At 74.1% G+C, this 18,880-nt stretch carries 22 protein-coding genes; 8 read left to right on the top strand and 14 right to left on the bottom strand.

The window, feature by feature from the left end; genetic code table 11:
- Window positions 1–198 precede the first annotated feature (198 nt).
- Window positions 199–525 (bottom strand): L-rhamnose mutarotase, encoded by a 327-nt coding sequence (locus BGP03_RS05100; protein WP_296366661.1) that lies wholly within the window; start codon window positions 523–525, stop codon window positions 199–201.
- A 144-nt stretch (window positions 526–669) separates the two neighbouring features.
- On the opposite strand from BGP03_RS05100, the gene BGP03_RS05095 reads away from it, so the two are divergent.
- Window positions 670–855, top strand: a complete 186-nt coding sequence (locus BGP03_RS05095) for a hypothetical protein (protein ID WP_296366659.1) — start codon at window positions 670–672, stop codon at window positions 853–855.
- Between the two features lie 10 nt (window positions 856–865).
- Here the strand turns inward: BGP03_RS05095 and hppD are convergent, their stop codons facing one another.
- Window positions 866–2,044 carry a 4-hydroxyphenylpyruvate dioxygenase gene (gene hppD, locus BGP03_RS05090; protein ID WP_296366657.1) on the bottom strand — a complete coding sequence of 393 codons (1,179 nt, stop codon included), beginning with the start codon at window positions 2,042–2,044 and terminating at the stop codon, window positions 866–868.
- A gap of 109 nt (window positions 2,045–2,153) precedes the next feature.
- On the opposite strand from hppD, the gene BGP03_RS05085 reads away from it, so the two are divergent.
- From BGP03_RS05085 to BGP03_RS05070, 4 genes are all read left to right on the top strand, one after another.
- Entirely contained in the window at window positions 2,154–2,672 is a 519-nt protein-coding gene (locus tag BGP03_RS05085) for an Lrp/AsnC family transcriptional regulator (protein WP_296366655.1), read from the top strand.
- Between the two features lie 149 nt (window positions 2,673–2,821).
- Window positions 2,822–3,076: a hypothetical protein gene (locus tag BGP03_RS05080; protein ID WP_296366653.1), complete on the top strand. Its 255-nt coding sequence runs from the start codon at window positions 2,822–2,824 to the stop codon at window positions 3,074–3,076.
- Between the two features lie 80 nt (window positions 3,077–3,156).
- Window positions 3,157–4,164 (top strand): phosphotransferase, encoded by a 1,008-nt coding sequence (locus BGP03_RS05075; RefSeq protein WP_296366651.1) that lies wholly within the window; start codon window positions 3,157–3,159, stop codon window positions 4,162–4,164.
- Window positions 4,158–4,889, top strand: coding sequence for an HAD family hydrolase (locus BGP03_RS05070; protein ID WP_296366650.1), 732 nt, complete (start codon window positions 4,158–4,160; stop codon window positions 4,887–4,889). The genes BGP03_RS05075 and BGP03_RS05070 overlap by 7 nt, the downstream gene beginning before the upstream one ends.
- On the opposite strand, the gene BGP03_RS05065 is transcribed toward BGP03_RS05070, so the two are convergent.
- The 9 genes from BGP03_RS05065 to BGP03_RS05025 all read right to left on the bottom strand — a co-directional run bounded on the left by BGP03_RS05065 (window position 4,865) and on the right by BGP03_RS05025 (window position 12,210).
- A complete protein-coding gene (locus BGP03_RS05065; protein ID WP_296366648.1) occupies window positions 4,865–6,802 on the bottom strand; it encodes an APC family permease in 1,938 nt (645 codons plus the stop codon). The genes BGP03_RS05070 and BGP03_RS05065 overlap by 25 nt on opposite strands.
- 70 nt (window positions 6,803–6,872) lie before the next feature.
- Window positions 6,873–7,703: an ABC transporter permease gene (locus BGP03_RS05060; RefSeq protein WP_296366647.1), complete on the bottom strand. Its 831-nt coding sequence runs from the start codon at window positions 7,701–7,703 to the stop codon at window positions 6,873–6,875.
- Entirely contained in the window at window positions 7,663–8,463 is an 801-nt protein-coding gene (locus BGP03_RS05055) for an ATP-binding cassette domain-containing protein (protein ID WP_298796302.1), read from the bottom strand. The genes BGP03_RS05060 and BGP03_RS05055 overlap by 41 nt, the downstream gene beginning before the upstream one ends.
- Window positions 8,460–8,897: a MarR family winged helix-turn-helix transcriptional regulator gene (locus tag BGP03_RS05050; RefSeq protein ID WP_296366643.1), complete on the bottom strand. Its 438-nt coding sequence runs from the start codon at window positions 8,895–8,897 to the stop codon at window positions 8,460–8,462. Before BGP03_RS05050 ends, BGP03_RS05055 begins: the two co-directional genes overlap by 4 nt.
- Window positions 8,898–8,933: 36 nt before the next feature.
- Complete coding sequence (locus tag BGP03_RS05045) at window positions 8,934–9,137, bottom strand: ferredoxin (RefSeq protein WP_298796301.1); 204 nt, start codon at window positions 9,135–9,137, stop codon at window positions 8,934–8,936.
- On the bottom strand, window positions 9,119–10,384 hold the full coding sequence (locus BGP03_RS05040; RefSeq protein WP_298796300.1) for an NADH-ubiquinone oxidoreductase-F iron-sulfur binding region domain-containing protein: 1,266 nt from the start codon (window positions 10,382–10,384) through the stop codon (window positions 9,119–9,121). The genes BGP03_RS05045 and BGP03_RS05040 overlap by 19 nt, the downstream gene beginning before the upstream one ends.
- Window positions 10,381–10,926 (bottom strand): ferric reductase-like transmembrane domain-containing protein, encoded by a 546-nt coding sequence (locus BGP03_RS05035; protein ID WP_296366638.1) that lies wholly within the window; start codon window positions 10,924–10,926, stop codon window positions 10,381–10,383. The genes BGP03_RS05040 and BGP03_RS05035 overlap by 4 nt, the downstream gene beginning before the upstream one ends.
- A 1-nt stretch (window position 10,927) precedes the next feature.
- Window positions 10,928–11,818, bottom strand: coding sequence for an FAD:protein FMN transferase (locus tag BGP03_RS05030; RefSeq protein ID WP_363093167.1), 891 nt, complete (start codon window positions 11,816–11,818; stop codon window positions 10,928–10,930).
- Between the two features lie 47 nt (window positions 11,819–11,865).
- On the bottom strand, window positions 11,866–12,210 hold the full coding sequence (locus BGP03_RS05025; RefSeq protein WP_296366636.1) for a hypothetical protein: 345 nt from the start codon (window positions 12,208–12,210) through the stop codon (window positions 11,866–11,868).
- 94 nt (window positions 12,211–12,304) lie between these two features.
- On the opposite strand from BGP03_RS05025, the gene BGP03_RS05020 reads away from it, so the two are divergent.
- The 3 genes from BGP03_RS05020 to BGP03_RS05010 are packed head-to-tail and all read left to right on the top strand — an operon-like array spanning window position 12,305 to window position 14,810.
- Window positions 12,305–12,985 carry a response regulator transcription factor gene (locus BGP03_RS05020; protein ID WP_298796299.1) on the top strand — a complete coding sequence of 227 codons (681 nt, stop codon included), beginning with the start codon at window positions 12,305–12,307 and terminating at the stop codon, window positions 12,983–12,985.
- Window positions 12,982–14,253 (top strand): HAMP domain-containing sensor histidine kinase, encoded by a 1,272-nt coding sequence (locus BGP03_RS05015; protein WP_296366633.1) that lies wholly within the window; start codon window positions 12,982–12,984, stop codon window positions 14,251–14,253. Before BGP03_RS05020 ends, BGP03_RS05015 begins: the two co-directional genes overlap by 4 nt.
- A gap of 5 nt (window positions 14,254–14,258) precedes the next feature.
- A complete protein-coding gene (locus BGP03_RS05010) occupies window positions 14,259–14,810 on the top strand; it encodes a DUF2231 domain-containing protein (protein ID WP_296366632.1) in 552 nt (183 codons plus the stop codon).
- A gap of 3 nt (window positions 14,811–14,813) precedes the next feature.
- On the opposite strand, the gene BGP03_RS05005 is transcribed toward BGP03_RS05010, so the two are convergent.
- The 3 genes from BGP03_RS05005 to BGP03_RS04995 all read right to left on the bottom strand — a co-directional run.
- Window positions 14,814–15,959 (bottom strand): M20 family metallopeptidase, encoded by a 1,146-nt coding sequence (locus tag BGP03_RS05005; protein WP_296366630.1) that lies wholly within the window; start codon window positions 15,957–15,959, stop codon window positions 14,814–14,816.
- A gap of 24 nt (window positions 15,960–15,983) precedes the next feature.
- Window positions 15,984–18,005 carry an ATP-dependent Clp protease ATP-binding subunit gene (locus tag BGP03_RS05000; protein WP_298796298.1) on the bottom strand — a complete coding sequence of 674 codons (2,022 nt, stop codon included), beginning with the start codon at window positions 18,003–18,005 and terminating at the stop codon, window positions 15,984–15,986.
- 310 nt (window positions 18,006–18,315) lie between these two features.
- A partial coding sequence (locus BGP03_RS04995; protein WP_299735631.1) for a DUF6390 family protein occupies window positions 18,316–18,880 on the bottom strand: 565 nt, incomplete at its 5' end.

The following is an 18,880-nucleotide window of genomic DNA, read 5'->3' as shown; positions in this document are numbered from 1 at the left end:
CACTGACCACCGGTGTTGCGACGACCCCTTGAACCCGCAGGCGCTGCGGTGCGGTCGAAGCTGATCATCGGCGGTGGACGGCATCGTGATCGCAATGCACCGTGCGTATGCGCCCCGTCCAGATCAGTGCCGGCGACGGGATGGCCCGCCCGGGGAGGTGACCCTCCGCGGGGGATGGCGACGCAGTAACGGCGCTGCTCAGTCGAGGTGCCACACCTCGGTCAGGTCCGCCCACTGCTGTCCCTCGGGGGTGCCGGGCAGGCGTTCCTGGCAGGGGTCGGTGAGCTGCCACCACTGCTGGGTCACGGGGTCGGCGGCCACCGCGGCCAGGGCGGCGGCCAGGTCGGGACCGTCGTACTCGTAGTGGGCGAACAGCAGGTCGCCGTGGCAGTAGATCGTGTAGTCACGGATGCCCGCGGCCCGCAGCGTCGCCTCGACCTCCGGCCACACGGCGGCGTGCAGGCGCAGGTACTCGTCGCGGTGCTCGGGGCGCAGCCCGATCACCTGCCCGTGGCGACTGGTCATGGTTCGTCCGGTTCCGTCCGTGGTCGGCCCTGCTGTCGGGCCCATGCTCACATGACAGGAGTCCACCGCCGCCGCACCCCGCATCGCCGCGATCTCCACGCGCCGCCACCGGCCGCCTGTGCATGCTCGGCACGCTGAGCCCGGATGACGACGAGGCCGTGCCCGCACCGCCCCGGGACCGGGACCGGGAGCGCCGTCCTGGCCGCCCGCGCCATCGCCCGTGACCGCCCGTCGACGACCGCGTGGCCGACCGCCCTCGAGCGGGCCCCGGCACCGCCCGTGCGGTGGCGGGCCGGGTTCCGCCGGCTCCCGGGCCGCACCACCACGTGAGCGGAGCCGCTCAGAAGTTGCCCCGCCGCGCCTGCTCCCGCTCGATCGCCTCGAACAGCGCCTGGAAGTTGCCCGCGCCGAAGCCCAGCGAGCCGTGTCGCTCGATCAGCTCGAAGAACACCGTGGGGCGGTCGCCGATGGGCTTGGTGAAGATCTGCAGCAGGTAGCCGTCCTCGTCGCGGTCCACCAGGATGCCGCGCGAGGCCAGCTCCTCGATCGGCACGCGCACCTCGCCGATCCGGGCGCGCAGGGCCGGGTCGGAGTAGTAGGAGTCCGGGGTGGAGAGGAACTCGACGCCGCGGGCGCGCAGCGTGTCCACGGTGCGCAGGATGTCGTTGGTGGCCAGAGCCAGGTGCTGGGCGCCCGGGCCGCCGTAGAACTCCAGGTACTCGTCGATCTGCGAGCGCTTCTTGCCCACGGCCGGCTCGTTGAGCGGGAACTTGACGCGGTGGTTGCCACTCGCCACGACCTTGCTCATCAGCGCGGAGTACTCGGTGGCGATGTCCTCGCCCACGAACTCCGCCATGTTCGTGAAGCCCATGATCCGGTTGTAGAAGTCGACCCACTGGTCCATGCGCCCCAGCTCGACGTTGCCGACGACGTGGTCGAGCGCCTGGAAGATCCGCGGGCCGGGCGTGACGCCGGACCGGGCGACGAAGCCGGGCAGGTACGGGCCGTCGTAGCGGGAGCGGTCCACCAGCGTGTGGCGGGTCTCGCCGTAGGTCGCGATCGCGGCCATCCGGACCGTGCCGTGCTCGTCGGTGACGTCGTGCGGCTCCTCGACGATGGTGGCGCCCTCGCGGCGGGCGTGGTCGACGCAGCGGTCGACGTCGGGCACCTCGAGCGCGATGTCGACGATGCCGTCGCCGTGGCGGCGGTGGTGCTCCATGACCTCGCTGGCCGGGTCCACCCCGCCCTTCAGCACGAACCGCACCGCGCCGGAGCGCAGGACGTAGGCCTGGTGGTCCCGGTTGCCGGTCTCGGGGCCGGAGTACGCGACCAGCTCCATTCCGTAGACGGCCTGGTAGAACAGCGCGGTCTGGGTGGCGTTGCCGACGGCCCACACCACGGCGTCCCAGCCGGTGACGGGGAACGGGTCGGCGGCGGCGTCGTACTCCACGAGCCCGACCAGCTGACGGAGCTGGTCGAGGTCCAGGTCGGCGAGCTTCTCATCACTGGTCAGGGTCATGGGCAGTATGAGAGCCCCCGCGCAGGGTGCTGCGCAAGAGCGCCGTCCGGAACTGTTCACGCTGCCGTCTGCGCCCAGGAGAGGGGGCTAACAACTGTACATTCTGTCCATGTCCGAACCGCTCGACGCGCTCGACGTCGACCTGCTCCAGGCTCTGCACACGACGCCGCGCGCCGGCGTCCTGGAGCTGTCCCGGCAGCTCGGCGTGGCCCGCGGCACCGTGCAGGCCCGCCTCGACCGCCTCGAGCGCACCGGCGTCGTCACCGGCTACGGGCCCGACGTCGACGTGGCCGCGGCCGGCTACGGGGTGCAGGCCTTCGTCACCCTCGAGATCGCGCAGGGCGAGCTGCACGACCTCACCGACCAGCTCTCGGCGCTGCCCGAGGTGCTGGAGGCCTACGCCACCACCGGATCGTCGGACGTGCTGTGCCGGCTCGCCGCGTCGTCGAACGAGGATCTGCAGCAGACCCTGCTGGCGCTGGCCCGGCTGCCCCTGGTGAGCCGCTCCACGAGCGTGGTCGTGCTGTCGGTGGTGGTGGCGCCGCGGACGCTGCCCCTGCTCGGACGCAGCCCCCGGCCGGCACCCCGACGGGCGCCGGCCTACCGCGAAACGGGTAACGGAGCCTAGGTCCACTTCACGCCCATCACACCTTCAGGGGACGAAGTGCGACGGATCAGATCACGCTACGTGGTCGGATCGGCCGCAAGGGCGTCGACGTCGGCGGCCACGGCACGCACGTCGCCGACTTCTCGAACTACGGGCTCGGCTCGGTCGACGTGGCCGCTCCCGGTGGCTGGTTCCGCGACGTCGTCGGCACGCCCGCCCACCAGGACGGCACCCCCGTCGACGACTTCTCGGGTGCGGTACTGCGACCCGGAGGCGACCACGCCTGCCCGGCGGGCGGCACCGAGATCTACACCGACGAGGGCCGCACGCCGGACTTCAACGCCACCTGCGCCGGCACCTCCGCCGTCAACGGCCTGTACGGCGAGGGCTTCCTCGACGCGGCGAGGGCGGTGGCCCGCCGCTGACGGACGGTGGCGGGCCGGTTAACCGGGTGTTAGCCGGTCCGCCACCTCCTCCACATGGTCCGTACGCTTGGATCACACCTGTGATCGGTCACTACGTCGGGCACGTGGGCCGGGCGGACCCCCTGCACGGGTTCCTCGGGCGCACCATGGCCGATCGCCTGGGCGTACGGGAGAGCGACCCGTCCTTCCGCGCGTTCCGGCTCTCGGGCAGCAACGAGGTGTACGCCTACGAGGAGCGCACCACCCGGACCAGGGTGATCTGCAAGTTCTTCGGTCCCCGGTTCGGCTGGGACCGCGACAAGGCCGCCGGCACCGCCCACCGCGAGTACGAGGGGCTGCGCACGCTGCGCGGGTACGACCTCGTCGGCTCGCCCCACCACGTGATCCGGCCGCTCGGCATGGACCGCGACATCAACTGCGTGCTCGCCCTGGAGTACTACCCCGGCGAGCTGCTCTCCGAGGCGATCAACCGCGCCGTCCACCAGCACGACTCCGGGCACCTGTTCCGGCGGCTCACGGCGCTGGCGTTCTACCTGGCCACCCAGCACAACCGTACGGCCAACGGGGCCGGCGTCGACTTCGACGCCGACTGCCGCTACCTCGACTCCGTCATGGGGCGGCTGCGCACCCGCGGCCGCATCGGCGACTGGGACGTCGACGAGCTGTCGTGGCTGCGCGACCACTGGCAGGTGCGGCCACGGATGTGGCAGGACCAGCAGGTGTGGCTGCACGGCGACGCCACGCCGGCGAACTTCCTGTTCGGCCGCGGCATGGACGTCGCCGCGATCGACCTGGAGCGGATGAAGCGCGGCGACCGCATGTTCGACGTCGGGCGCATCGCGGGCGAGCTGCAGCACGCGTTCCTGGCCGTGGGCGACCGGGACCGCGCGGAGCAGTTCATCGGCCACTTCCTGTGGGAGTACAGCTGCCACTTCCCCGACCGCGACGCCGCGTTCCGGTCGATCACGTCGCGCGCGCCGTACTACATGGCCGTCAACCTGCTGCGGATCGCGCGCAACGACTACATCTCCGACCGGTACTGCGGGAGACTGGTGGACCAGGCGAAGGAGCTGCTGCGGGCGTGCTGAACGTGCAGGCGATCGTCTTCGACGTCAACGGCACGCTCGTGGAGATCGAGACCGACGAGGGCATGGACGAGATCTTCCGGGCGATCGGCCACGTCCTGACCTACCAGGGCATCGACCTGCGCCGGGGTGACGTGCGTGAGCTCTACACCCGGACGCTGAAGGAGCAGCGGCGCCGCTCCCCCGAGGAGCATCCCGAGTTCGACGCCGTCGAGATCTGGCGCGTGATCGTCGAGGAGAACGCCACCGACTTCACGCGGAGCCTGCCCGAGGGCAAGCGCGCGCAGCTGCCGCTGTTCCTGGCCGAGCTCTACCGGGGCGTCTCCCGGCGGCGGCTGCGGCTCTACCCCTACGTCCGCGACGTCCTCGACGAGCTGCGCACCCGCTACCCGCTGGCCGTGGTGACCGACGCCCAGAGTGCGTGGGCCCGCGCCGAGCTGCACCAGGTGGGCCTGCTCGACTACTTCGACCCGGTCGTCGTCTCCGGCGACCACGGCCACCGCAAGCCCGAGCGCCGGCTGTTCGACCTCGCCCTGGACGCGCTGGGGGTGGCCGCCGCCGACGCGGTCTACGTCGGCAACGACATGCACCGCGACATCTTCGGGGCGCAGGAGGCCGGGATGCGCACGGTGATGTACGACTCCCCGCAGGGCACCAAGGAGCACCTCGACTGCGCGCCCGACCACCGGATCACCGACTACCGTCAGCTGCTGGAGCTCCTCTCGTAGGAGCCGGTGCCGGATGTCGGGGCGGCCCGCTTGCCCAGCCAGCCCTGGTCACCCACCCCCAGCTGGTAGGGCACATCGACCACCACCACGCCGGGGGTGAACAGCAGCCGCGCCTTGAACCGCAGCGCGCTCTGGTTGTGCAGCAGCTGCTGCCACCACCGGGTCACGACGTACTCGGGGATGAAGACCATCAGAACGGTCTGCGGGTCGGCCAGCCGGAGCTGCCTGACGTAGGTGGCGAGTGGCCGCACCAGGTCGCGGTAGGGCGCCTCCAGCACCGTCAGCGGCACCGGGATGGCACGGCGGTCCCAGTCCTGGCGCAGGTGGCGGGTGTCGGTGTCGTCGACGTTGAGGGTGACGGCCGAGAGCCGGTCGGGACGGGTGGCACGGGCCAGCGCCAGCGCCCGCAGCGCGGGCTTGTGCAGCCGGGAGACCAGCACGATGGCGTGGATGCGGCTGGGCAGCACGGCCGGCTCGTCGTCGGGCGTGACCTCGGCGCTGACCCGTGCGTAGTAACGGTTGACCCCGCGCATGGCCACGAACAGCACGATCATGGCGAGCACCGCGATCCACGCGCCGTGGGTGACCTTCGTGGCGAACACGACCACGAGGACGACCGCGGTGAACACCGCCCCGACCGCGTTGATGGCCTGCGAGCGCCGGATCCGGCGCCGCGCGGCGTCGACCTCGCGCAGCGCCCGCTGCCAGTGCCGCACCATCCCCAGCTGCGACAGCGTGAAGCTCGTGAACACCCCGACGATGTAGAGCTGGATGAGCCGGTCGATGTTCGCGTCGAAGCCGACGATCAGGGCGGCCGCGGCCGCGGCCAGCAGGACGACGCCGTTGGAGAACACCAGCCGGTCCCCGCGGTTGTGCAGCTGCCGGGGCAGGTAGCGGTCGCGGGCCAGGATCGACCCGAGTACCGGGAACCCGTTGAAGGCGGTGTTGGCCGCCAGCACCAGGATCGCCGCCGTCGCCGCCTGGAACAGGTAGAAGATCGGCGAACCGCCCCCGAACACCGACGCCGCGATCTGGGAGATCACCGACGGGTCGCCGTCGGGCAGCGCGCGGGCGTTCAGCGCGACGGCGAGCACCGTGATGCCCCCGAAGAGCACAACCGCGATGAGCCCCATCAGCGTGAGGGTCGTCGCCGCGTTGCGCGCCTTCGGCTTCCGGAACGACGGCACCCCGTTGCTGATGGCCTCGACGCCCGTCAGCGCCGTACAGCCGGAGGCGAACGCGCGCACCACGAGGACGGCGAGCGCGAGCCCCGCCACCCCGCTCGACGACGGCAACGGCATCGCCGCCGTGGAGGCCGGCGGCAGGCCGCCGGTCAGCGCCTTGACCCCGGCCCAGATGAACATCAGCAGGGTCAGCCCGACGAACGCGTAGGTCGGCACGGCGAACACCCGGCCCGACTCGCGGGTACCGCGCAGGTTGGCCAGCGTCAGCACGACGACCAGCCCGACGCTCAGCGCCACCGCGTGCGGCGACAGCGCCGGGATCGCCGACGTCACCGCCACCACGCCGGACGTCACCGACACGGCCACCGTCATCACGTAGTCCACGAGCAACGCGGCCGCGGCGGCCAGCGACGCCGACTCCCCCAGGTTCTCCCGGCTGACGACGTAGGCACCCCCGCCGCTGGGGTAGGCGAAGCACGTCTGCCGGTAGGACGCGACGACCGTGACCAGCAGCAGCACCACGACGAGTGCCACCCACGGCGCGGTCCGCAGCGCCACCAGGCCACCCGCGGCGAGCACCAGCACGATCTGCTCGGTCGCGTAGGCCACCGAGGAGATCGGATCGGAGCAGAACACCGGCAGCGCGATGCGCTTGGAGAGCAGGGTGTCGCCGAGATTGGCGCTGCGCAACGGCCGGCCCACGACCAGACGCTTCATCGCCTCGAACACGGATCCCAGTGTCACCGGCGGAGGGGCTGCCCCGACGCCGTTCCGCGTCAGGGAAACGTCAAGATCCGGCTCAGCCGCGCACCAGTCTGGGCAGGAGCGCCGACGCCACTGTGATCATCACCGCCGCCGCGGCGAGGAGGACGCCGAAGTCCAGCAGCAGCCGGGCCGGGGTGCCGATCATGAGGCCGCGCAGGGCCTCCACCTCGTAGCTCAGCGGGTTGACGTGGTTGATCACCTGCAGCCAGCCGGGCATCAGCTCCACGGGGTAAAGCGCGTTGCTGGCGAAGAACAGCGGCATCGTGATGGCTTGTCCGATGCCCATCAGGCGGTCGCGGGAGAGGACGATGCCGGCGATCGTGATCGACAGGCAGCAGAAGAACGCCGACCCGAGCATCAACGCCACGATCACGCCGAGCCAGTGCAGCGGGTTGGCCGACAGGCTCACGCCCAGCAGGAGGGCCAGTACCAGCACCACCACCGCCTGCGCGATGGCCCGGATCCCGGCTGCGAACGCCTTGGCCGCGACCAGCGCGGCCCGTGGTGTCGGGGTGACGAGAAGCTTGGCGAGCACCCCGGCGTCGCGCTCCCAGATGATCTGGATACCGTAGAAGATCGCGATGAACAGCGCCGACTGCGCCAGGATGCCCGGTGCGAGGTAGTCGAGATAGGGCACGTCGCCGGTCGGGATCGCGTGCAGCCGCGTGAAGACGTTGCCGAACACCAGCAGCCACAGCGCGGGCTGCACCGCTCGGGTGACCAGCTCGGAGCGGTCGTGGCGCAGCTTCTGCAGCTCCACGAGGCACATCGTGGCGACGCGGGACAGCGCCGTGCGGGTGAGCCGGATCGGGCCGGGCTCCTGCTCAGCCGAGGCGACCGGCGGTGCGGCGGGCAGCACGGACATCGCGCATGCCTCCCTTCTCCTGGGTCAGGGTGTTCCCCGTGTGGTGGCGGAAGACGTCGTCGAGGGTGGCGTCGGGGCCGATCGCGCTCCTGAGCTCCCCGGGGGTGCCCAGCGCCTCGATCCGGCCGCGGTGCATCAGCGCCACGCGGTCGCAGTGCTCGTCGGCCTCCTGCATCGCGTGCGTGGTGACGAGCACCGTCATGCCGGTGGCGGCGCGGATCTCGTCGATGCGGTCCCAGACGCCGTCGCGGGCCACGGGGTCGAGCCCCACCGTCGGCTCGTCGAGGATCAGCACCCGCGGGGCGCTGACCAGGGCCTGCGCCAGCTCGAGGCGCCGGACCATGCCGCCGGAGTAGGTCTTGACCGAGCGGTCGGCCACGTCGGCGAGATCGACGACGTCGAGTACGGCGGCCACCTGGGCCGACCGGAGCTTCTGCGGCACGTCGAAGAGGCGGGCGAACAGCGCGACGTTCTCCCGGCCGGTGAGCGTGCCGTCGGCGGAGAGCTGCTGGGGCACGTAGCCGAGCATCCGGCGGACGGCCGTGCGGCGCGTCGCGACGTCGAGCCCGAGCACCTCGATGGCCCCGGGCGGCGCCGGCAGCAACGTGGTGATCATGCGGATGGTGGTGGTCTTGCCGGCCCCGTTCGGGCCGAGCAGCCCGAACACCTCGCCCGGCACGACCTCCAGGTCGATGCCGTTGACGGCCACGGTCTCGCCGAAGACCTGACGGACCCCGCTACAGCGCACGGCAGGCGTCACTGCTCCCCCTCCAGCTCGTCGATCAGGTTCCGCAGGGCGGGCAGCGCCGCCCCGAGCGCCTCGACGTCGTGCGCGGGCAGCCGCTCCAGCGCGTCGGCGACGAGCCGGCCGCGGGCCCCACGCCACCGCGCCAGCCGCGCCCCGGCCGCGTCGGTGAGCAGCAGGCAGGCGGCGCGCCGGTCGTCGGGATCGCTCTCGCGCCGCAGCATCCCGGCGTCGACCAGTTGGTTGACCAGCGTGGACACCGTGTTGCCCGCGAGGTGCAGCTCGCGGGCGGCCGCGGCGACGCCGATCTTCGGCTGCGCTTCGACGATCTGCAGCAGCTCCACCTGGGCGCCCCGCAGCGGCGGCCCCGGCAGATCGGTGCGCAGCCGCCTGCGCACCACCCGGCGCACCCCGGTGACGAGCAGCATCAGCTCGTCGGCGGTTCCCATGGCGATGACAATAGCTCTGAGTCAGAGAGTGCGGCCTCAGTCCGAACGCAGCCTCAGGGCGAGGGTCGGACACGCCGCCACGGCCGCCCGCGCGTCGGACCGCAGCACGGGTGGCACCGGCCCGTCGGCGAGGATCGGGTAGCCCCACTCGTCGAGGCGCACCATCTCCGGCAGCAGCTCGGCGCAGAGCCCGTGCGCGTGGCACATGATCGGGCCGACCTTCAGGCGGTCGGCAGCCACGGTGGCGCCCCCGTCCAGGTGCAGGAGTCGCCGCGGGCGTGCCGGGCGACGTCGGCGGCGAAGACACGCAGGGCGCCCGCTGCCAGCCGCACGGCCCCGTCGGGATGGGCGCACGCGCCGCGACCGGGGATCACGCCGAGGCGCTCCTGCAGCCGGCGCACGACCACCCCCGACCGGTCGGCCCCGTCGGCGAGCACGGCCATGTCGTCGGCCACCGCGGGCAGCCCGAACATGCACGGCCCGCACTGGCCCGCCGACTCGTCGGCGAGGTAGCGCAGGACGCGTGCCGTCTCGGCGATCCCGCACGCCCGCACCGGCAGGGCGACGAGGGCCGCCACGCCGAGCCCCGCCTCGACGGCGCGGGCGTCCTCGTGGGTGAACGGCATCCCGTCGGCGTAGGGCAGCGGAAGCCAGCTCCCGCCCAGGCCCCCGATCTGCACGGCCTGGAGCGGTTCGACCGGGCCGCCCGCGAGCGCGAGCACGGCCGCCACCGGCATCCCGAGGTCGATCTCGTAGACCCCGGGCAGGGCCACCGCGCCGCCGACCGTGACGAGGGTCGTGCCGGGCGAGTCGCGGGTGCCGGCCTCGCGGAACCAGCCGTCGCCGTGGCGGGCGATCAGCGCGATGTGCGCGAGGGTCTCGACGTTGTCCACGAGCGTCGGCCGCCCGCGGACCCCACGCCGTGCCGGACGCGGTGGTGTCACCGTCGGCCGGGCGTCACCGGAGGTCAGGTGGTTGACCAGCGCCGACTCCTCGCTGGCGACGTAGCGCCGCGGCACCTCCGCCAGCTCCACGGGGACCTCGCCGGTGCCCCGGTCGCGCAACGCCGCGGCGAGGGTCCGCAGCAGCCGGCTGCCGGTGTGCACGGCGAGGATCGCCTCGTTCGCGCCGACCGCGCGCGCCGCGAGCTGGATGCCGTCGAGCACGAGGTGCGGGGCCAGCTCCAGCAGCACACCGTCCTTGGCGCTCGCCGGGTCGCCCTCGCAGCCGTTCGCGACGACGATGCGGCGCCCCCGCCCGTCGGCGACGGCCCGGAGCTTGCGCGCGGTCGGGAACCCGGCGCCGCCGCGGCCGCGCAGCCCCGAGCGGGAGACGAGCTCGATGAGGCGCGGGCCGTCGAGGCCCGGGAGCGGGCCGTAGCGGCGCCGGTGGCCGGAGTACCGAGTGATCGCCCCCGTCTCGGCCCACCCGGCGAGCAGCCGGGGGTGGTCGGTGGGCGGGAGCCGGGCGGCGTCGAGGGCGGTCACCGGCGGGCCTCGCTGTCGGGATGGGTGGCCCGCAGCCGCAGGCCGACCGCGACGACCACGGCGGCCAGGCAGAGCCCCTCGAGCGCGAGCACCCAGCTCAGGGAGCTGTCACTGCCGCCGATGCCCCAGCCGTGGACCAGCGCGACGGGCCAGAGCGCGTAGCTCGCCAGGTGCACGGCGCGCCAGACCCGCAGCGGCAGGCGGGTGCGCACCAGGCTGGTGACGATCACCGCGACGAGCAGGTCGAGCGCGACGGCACCGAGCCCCAGCCAGAACGGGTGGTAGGTCGAGGCGAACGGCACCACGACGTCGAGCCAGGCGATGCCGGCGTAGGGGTCGACGATCGCCGTGGCCACGTGCACGGCGAGGAACGCCACCGCCAGGAGCGAGAGGTTGCGGTGCACGGCGTGCAGGGTGAAGCGCGGCCACCGCGTGGTGGCCACCCGCCCGGAGTGCGACGCGCCCAGCACCACGGTGGCGGTCAGCAGCAGCAGCGACACCAGGCCGGTGGCGCGGCTCGCGAACCAGAGCGTCTGCCCCACCTCAGGCCCCCCATCCCGCCGTCGTGACGACGCGGTCGTGCAGATCCACCAGCCGGGCGGGCAGCCCGCACTGTTCCAGCCACACCGGCGCGTGCGCGCCCATCACGATCGCGGCCGTGCTGGCGGTGTTGGCGTCCACGCACGACGCGGCGGCCACGGTGGCCGTGCGCCACGGGCTGTCGGGCACGTCGCCGGTGCGGGGGTCGACGATGTGGTGCAGCTCGCGACCGCCACGGCGCCAGCGGCGGCGGGCGGTGCCCGACGTGGCGAGCCCGCCCGCGTCGAGCGTCACGACGAGGTCGGTCTCCTCGGCGGTGTGGTCATCAGCGACGCCCAGCCGCCAGCCGCCATCGGGGGCGGGGCCGGCCACCCGGACGTCGCCGCCGAGGTCGACCAGCACCCCGCAGCCCCCGTCCCGGGCCGCCTGCTGCGCGATGCGGTCCGCGGCCAGCGCCTTCGCGGTGGCGCCGAGGTCGAGCCGGACCCCGCGGGGTAGCAGGACCTCGCTCGTCGACGGGTCCCAGCCGACCCGCCACCAGCCCGGGGCCGGCTGCGGCGCGGCGACGGGGGCCGGCCCGTCGGGCGCCATCGCGGCGAAGTCCACGGCGTAGCCGAGGGCCTCCACCGCGTTCCCGACGGTCGGGTCGACCACTCCGTTCGTGAGCTGCGCGGCCCGCAACGACACCCCCAGCGCCGCCGCCAGCACCGGGCCCACCCGGACCGGGGCCCCCGCCGCCGAGTGCAGCCGGGAGATCTCGGAGTCCGCCCGGAACCGGCTGCACGCGGCGTCGACGGCGGCGAGCTCCCGCAGCAGCACCCGCTCGGCCGCGGGCAGCGCCGCCGGGTCGGTGACCGTCAGGGCGGCGGTCGTGCCCCACACGTGCAGCTCCACGCGGGAGCAACCTGGGCCGTCGCGCACCGGACGGTCCCGTACGTCGGTCACGAGGCTCCCGTGACGGCGTGCGACCGCCCGCCCGACGAGACGGCAGGCGGGCTGGCCGGGGGTTGCAGCGGCGCGGTGGAGGTGTGGTGGTGCACCGGGGTCGGCGCGGGCAACGGCGCGAGGGCCGGTGCCGGGACCTCCGGCTGCACCGGGGTGGAGTCGGCGGCCGGCGCGGGTACGGCAGGGGCGGCCGCGGAGGCCGGGGGGGCGGTCTGGGCGAGGAGCACCCCGAAGACGGCCGCGAGGCCCCCACCGGCCGCGGCGGCCCACCCGGTGGCGGCGCCGACGCGGCGCCGTCCCTCGGCTCGCCTGCGGAGCGGGTGGTGATCGGGCCGGTTCATCGGGGTCCTCTCGTCGGGGCTGGTCCTGGCCGAGTGTCGGCTCCGGACCTTGGGAATTCCTCAGAGCGGCCACGGGCTCGGGCACTATGGCCCCGTGACCACCACCGACGTCGGCTCTCCCCGCGTGCTCGTCGTCGAGGACGACCCCGAACTGCAGGCGATGCTCGTGACGCTGCTCACCGACGACGGCTACCACGTCGAGACCGCCCCCGACGGCCACCGCGGCCTGCATCTGGGCCTCACCCGCGCCTACGAGGTGCTGCTGCTCGACCGGCGCCTGCCCGCGATCGACGGTGTCGACCTGCTGGGCCGGCTGCGCGGGCGCGGCGTCACCACGCCGGTGCTGATGCTCTCGGCGCTGGCCAACCCGTCCGACCGCGTGGAGGGCCTCGACGCGGGGGCCGAGGACTACCTCGGCAAGCCCTTCGACGTCGACGAGCTGCTGGCCCGGCTGCGGGCGTTGCGGCGCCGGCACCTCGACACCGCCCGCTCGCTGCCCCTGGGCGCCGGCCGGCTCGACCTCGACGCCCGGCTCGTGATCACCGCCGACGACCGCGACGACGTGCGGCTGTCGGACCGCGAGTGCGACCTGCTCGCCACCCTCGCCGGGCGGCCCACCCAGGTGCACGGCCGCCAGGACCTGCTCGCGATCGTCTTCCCCGAGGCGGGCAGCGAGATCGTGGTGGACACCTACGTCCACTACCTGCGGCGCAAGCTCGGCAAGGGCATCGTCGCCACGGTGCGCGGCCGCGGGTACCAGCTGGGATCGCTGTGAGCAGGGACCCCCGCAGCGCCGACGCCGCCCTCGTCCGCCGGGCCACGATCCGCCTCGGCGCCCAGGCCACGATCGTCACCGCCGTGGTCGTCGCCCTCATCGCGGCCGTCGCACTGGTGGTGTTCCTGCACTTCCGCGACGCGAGCGACGCCAACGCGCTGGCCGTCACCACCGCCCGGACCGACGACGTCCAGGACCCGCCGGCCGGGATGTGGCTGGCGATCAGGAGCGCCGACGGCACCGTGGCCACCAACGGCCGGCCGGCGGGCCTCCCGCTCGTCGACGCGCTGGACCGCGTCCGGGCGAGCGGCACCGCGGAGGTCGTCCGGGCCACGGTCGGCAGCCACGAGGTGCTCGTCCGCACCCAGCTGCGCACCACGCCGGACGACGGCACCGTGGTGGTGCAGGCCGCACTGGACCTGACGCCCGAGCACCGCCAGCTGGCCGAGCTGCTGCAGGCGCTCGGGGTGGTCGGGGTGGCCGGGCTGGTGCTGGCGGCGGTGGCGGGGAGCCTCCTGGCGCGCAGCGCCGTGCGTCCGATGGTGGCGGCGCTGACGCTGCAACGCCGCTTCGTCGCCGACGCGAGCCACGAGCTGCGCACCCCGCTGACCCTGCTCAGCACCCGCGCGCAGATGCTGCGCCGCCGCGTCCGGGCGGGCTCCGGCACGCTCGACGCCGCCGCGGTGGCCGCCGACGTCGACGGCGTGGTGCTCGACGCCGAGCGCCTCGCCGGCATCCTCGACGACCTGCTGCTCGCGGCGGCCCCCCTCTCGGCCGGGCCCGGCGAGCCGGTGGACGTCGCCGGCGTGGCCGACGAGGTCGTCGCCGCCGTGGCGCCGGCGGCCGGGGCCGCGGGCATGACGATCTCCACCCGGTGCCCGTCCGGCCCCGCGTTCGTGCGGGGCTCCCCCGCCGGCCTGCGTCGCGCCGTGACGGCGTTGGCGGACAACGCCATCCGGCACGCGTCGTCCGAGGTGGTCGTCGAGGTCACCACATCGGGTGAATCCGTTGTGGTGCAGGTCACCGACGACGGTCCCGGTATCGACGTCGCGATGCTGCCCCGGCTGTTCGACCGCTTCGCCTCCACCGGCCAGTCCGGCGGGGTGGGGGCCCGTCGTTACGGGCTGGGGTTGGCGCTGGTCAGCGAGATCGCGGACCGGCACGGCGGCTCCGTCGCCGCGTCCAACGCGAGCGACGGGACGGGCGCCGTACTGCGCGTCGAGCTGCCGCGGCTCCAAGAAACCTCCCAGGAAGGTCAGCAACGCTGATCGTCATGCCGACCTTCGTCAGCAACCTCCCCGTGCACGTGCTCGTCGTGCACGCCGTCGTGGTGCTGGTTCCCCTCGCCGTGCTCGGCGCCGTGGTGGTGGCGCTGTGGCCCGCGGCGCGGCGCCGCTACGGCTGGCTCGTCGTCGTCGTCGCCGCGGTGGCGACCGTCAGCATCCCCGTCGCGACCTCCAGCGGTGAGGGGCTGGAGCACCAGCTCCCCCGCACCGCTCTCCTGCAGGCGCACACCCGCCTCGGCGACGACCTGCTCGTGTACGTCGCGGGGATGCTCGTGGTCCTCGTGGCGTTCATGGCGATCCACCAGCGGGCCTCGGTGCTCGCACGTCGGGAGGGCCCCGGCACCATGACGGCCCCGGTCGCGCTCACCGGGCCGGTGCGGATCGTCGCCGGTGTGCTCGCCGCGCTGACCGTCGTGCTGGCGGTGGTCTCGGCGGTGCAGGTCTACCGGATCGGCGACTCGGGTGCCCGCGCGGCGTGGGCCGACAAGCAGTACGTCACGCAGCCCTACGCCCCGCGCCCCGGTGGCGACGAGGGCTGACCCTCACAGCACGTCGAACGCGCCCAGCATCCCGGCGAGGTACGCGCGGGCCGAGTCCCCGACCACCTCGTCGGGGGGCACGAACATCGGGTGGTGCAGGCCGGGGGCGCCGGGCGTGCCGTCGCCGGTGCCGACGAACAGCATCACCGACGGCGCCGCCGTGGAGTAGTGCGCGAAGTCGTCGGCGCCGCAGGACCGGAACGCCGCCGGCGTCAGCGCCAGGCCCGGCAGGTGGGCGGCGGCCGCCCGGGTCAGCTCCGGGTCGTTGACGAGCGCGGGTTCGCCGTCGACCACCGTCAGCTCGCCGGAGCAGCCGTACGCCGCGGCGGTGTGGGCCACGACGTCGCGCGCGGCCCGGCGCAGCGTGTCGCGGTCGGCCGCCGTCATGGCGCGCAGGGTGCCGCGGGCGGTGGCGCGCATCGGGATGATGTTCGGCGCCGTGCCCGCGTGCACCTCCCCCACCGTCAGCACCGCGGCCTCCAGCGGGTCGACGCGACGCCCCACGAGGTGGTGCAGCGCCACCACGATCTGGGCCATGGCCAGCACCGGGTCGGCCGTGCGGTGCGGGTAGGCGCCGTGCCCGCCCGGCCCGGTGACGACGATCTCCAGCTCGTCGGCCGAGGCGTTCACCGCGCCGACGCTGGTGCCCACCGCGCCGCGCGGCAGCACCGGCTGGACGTGCGCGCCGATCACGGCACGGACGTCGTGGGCGGTGAAGCCGGGGTCGGCCAGCACGTCCGGGGCGCCGACGGGAGCCTTCTCCTCGCGCGGCTGCAGCAGCACGACCACGGCGTGCGGCAGCTCCACCTGCATCGCCGCCCGGGCCACCGCGACCACGGCCGCGCAGTGCACGTCGTGCCCGCACGCGTGCATGACGTCGGTGGTGGACGCCCAGGGCATCCCGCTCTGCTCGCGCAGCGGCAGGCCGTCGAGCTCGGCGCGGAGCACGACGGCGGGCCCCGTGGCGGGACCGATCCGCAGCACCCGCCCCGTGTCCGCCACGCGGGTGCCCGGCAGCCCGATGGCGGCGCAGACCGCGTCGGCGGTGTCGTCCTCGTCGCCGGAGAGGCGGGGGTCGGCGTGCAGCCGGTGGCGGAGTGCGACGGCGGCGGGGAGCTCGGCGGTCACGAGTTCGGGCAGGTGTCCCACGGCCGCCACCCTGCCGTCCGGCGCTCAGCCCCCGACGCGCAGCCCCACTCCGTCGCCGTCGACCACCACCCGGACGGACTGCCCGGTCCGCACCTCACCGCCGAGCAGCATCTTCGACAGCCGCCGTTCCACCTCGCGGGCGATGGTGCGCCGCAACGGCCGCGCCCCCAGCTCCGGGCGGTGGCCCAGACGCGCCAGCACGTCGGCCGCGTCGTCGTCCACGAGCAGGTCGACGCCCTGCGCGCGGAGCCGGCCGCGCGTCTCGTCGAGCAGCAGGGCGGTGATGCGCCGCAGCTCGGGAGGGCCGAGCGCGGTGAACGGCACGACGTCGTCGACGCGGTTGAGGAACTCGGGCCGGAAGTGCCGCCGCACCGCGAACTGCACGACCTCCGGGTCCGCGCCCGCGAGGATCTCCTCGGAGCCCAGGTTGCTCGTCATGATCACGATGGCGTGCCGGAAGTCGACGACCCGGCCGCGGGCGTCGGTGAGCCGCCCGGCGTCGAGCACCTGCAGCAGCGTGGCGATCACCTCGGCGTGGGCCTTCTCGATCTCGTCGAGCAGCAGCACGGTGTAGGGGTCGCGGCGCACGGCCTCGGTGAGCTGGCCCGCCTCGTCGTAGCCGACGTGCCCGGGCGGGGCCCCGATGAGCCGGGTGACGGCCGAGCGGTCGGCGTACTCGCTCATGTCGAGGCGCACGAGCCGGTCGGGGGAGCCGAACAGGGCCTCGGCCAGCGCGCGGGCGAGCTCGGTCTTGCCGACGCCCGTCGGCCCCAGGAACAGGAACGACCCGACCGGGCGCCCGGGATGCCCGAGCCCGGCGCGGCCCGCGCGCACGGCGTCGGCGACGGCCTCGACCGCCGCCTCCTGACCGACGATGCGCCGGTGCAGCTGCTCCTCCAGGTTGAGCAGCCGGTCGCGGTCGGCGACGCCGAGCGACGCGACGGGGATGCCGGTGCGCCGGGCGACCACCTGCGCGACGTTGTCGGCGGTGATCTCACCCGCGCCCTTCGACAGGCCGACCGCGGCCAACCGGTCGATCTCCCGGGTCAGCTCCATCGCGCGCTCGAAGTCCTCCGCGTCGACGGCCACCTCGCGGGCCCGCAGCAACCCCTCGGCGTCCGCCGCGGGCGCGCCCATCCCGGCGCGGGCCGCGGCCCGGTCGATCAGGTCGATGGCCTTGTCGGGCAGGAACCGGTCGCGGACGTAGCGGTCCGAGAGCCGCGCGGCGGCCTCCAGCGCGGCGTCGGAGATCCGCACGCCGTGGTGGTCCTCGTACCTGCGGCGCAGCCCGCGCAGGATCGCGACCGTCTCCTCGACGCTCGGCTCCGGCACCGTGACCGGCTCGAACCGGCGCTCCAGCGCGGGGTCCTTCTCGATGTGCCTGCGGTAGTCGCCCACCGTGGTGGCGCCGATCAGCCGCAGCTCGCCGCGGGCCAGCATCGGCTTGAGGATGGTGGCGGCGTCCATCGCGCTGCCCTCGGCCGAGCCCGCCCCGATCACGGTGTGCAGCTCGTCGACGAACACCACGACCTGTCGCCCGGCGGCCACCACCTCGTCGATGACGGTGGTGAGCCGCTCCTCGAACTCGCCGCGGTACTTGGTGCCGGCCACCATCCCGGCCAGGTCCAGCGCCACGATCCGCACGTCGCGGAGCACCGCGGGCACGTCGCCGTCCCCGTCGACTCCAGCGATGCGCTGGGCGATGCCCTCGACGATGGCGGTCTTGCCGACGCCCGGGTCGCCCACGAGCACGGGGTTGTTCTTGGTGCGCCGGGCGAGCACCTCCAGCACCTGGTCGACCTCGTCGGCGCGGCCGATCACCGGGTCGAGCTCCCCGGCGCGGGCGGCGGCGGTGAGGTCGCGGCCGAAGCGGTCGAGCCGGCCCGTGCCCCGCGTGGGGCCCCGGCCGGGATCGCCGAATCCCTCCATGCCGTCCATGCCGTCCAGGCCGCCCAGCAGCTTGCCGAACAGCGACTCCAGCGAGCCGAACGGGTTGGGATCGTCGGGCATGTCGTCCTCCAGAAGTGCGGCACGCGCGAGCCCCACACCGTCGATGGTGCCTCGACCGCGGCGGCTCCGCCGCCCGTGCGCGGAAATCGGTGCCGGAGCACCGATTTCCGCGCACGACTACGGCACCGTCAGCAACCCCGGATCGACGGGGCCGAGCAGGTCCAGGGGCTGTCGGGCGCGGACGCCGACCAGGAACGCGGAGGGAGACCGGGCGCCCGTCGGCCGTGACCCAGTGGAACCCGATCTGCCCTCGTCCTGCGCGATCCGCAGCCTCACGACTGCGTCTCCCGCTCGGGCGCGAGATGACGCTCAGCGCGGTTCGGCTGCCCGTCCAGAGCTCTCTCCGTCATCTCACGGCCGATCCGACGAGCCGGGCCGTGGTCGCCGTCAGCTCGCGTCGCGTGCTCGCCTCGAGCGCCTCGCACTGCGTCGGGGTGAGGTGGTCGCACAGCCACTCCCAGTGCAGGGCCACCTGGTCGCCCACCTCCACGTCCACCTGCACGTTCGCCTCCGGGATGCGTTCCACCGTCGGACCCGCCAGGTCCAGGACCGCGCCGTCCCAGGTCAGGTGGCTCGTCGACACCTCGGCCCCCGTCCCGTCACGGCCCACGACCACACCCCACCGGATCCGGCAGCTGTCCAGCACGTGCAGGGGCTCGGGGCCGGCGCCGAGCAGCCGCGACCAGGGGTAGACGCCGAACACGTGGAAACCGTGGTCCGGCGACCCCGACGCGAGCAGCTCCGGCGTCAGGTGCGTCCAGTAGTGGCCGGCCTGCGGCCCGATCACCGCCAGCAGCTCGTCGGCGAACCGGGCGTGGTCGACGCCCAGGTCACGGCCCAGCCAGTAGGCCTCGACGAGCCGGTGCTCCAGCGGATCGTCCGTGCCGGTGAGCCGGGCCAGCACCTGCAGG

The sequence above is a fragment of the Pseudonocardia sp. 73-21 genome, assembly GCF_001899645.1.
In the GTDB taxonomy this organism is placed as follows: domain Bacteria; phylum Actinomycetota; class Actinomycetes; order Mycobacteriales; family Pseudonocardiaceae; genus Pseudonocardia.
This window is presented reverse-complemented; position numbering and strand designations above follow the sequence as displayed.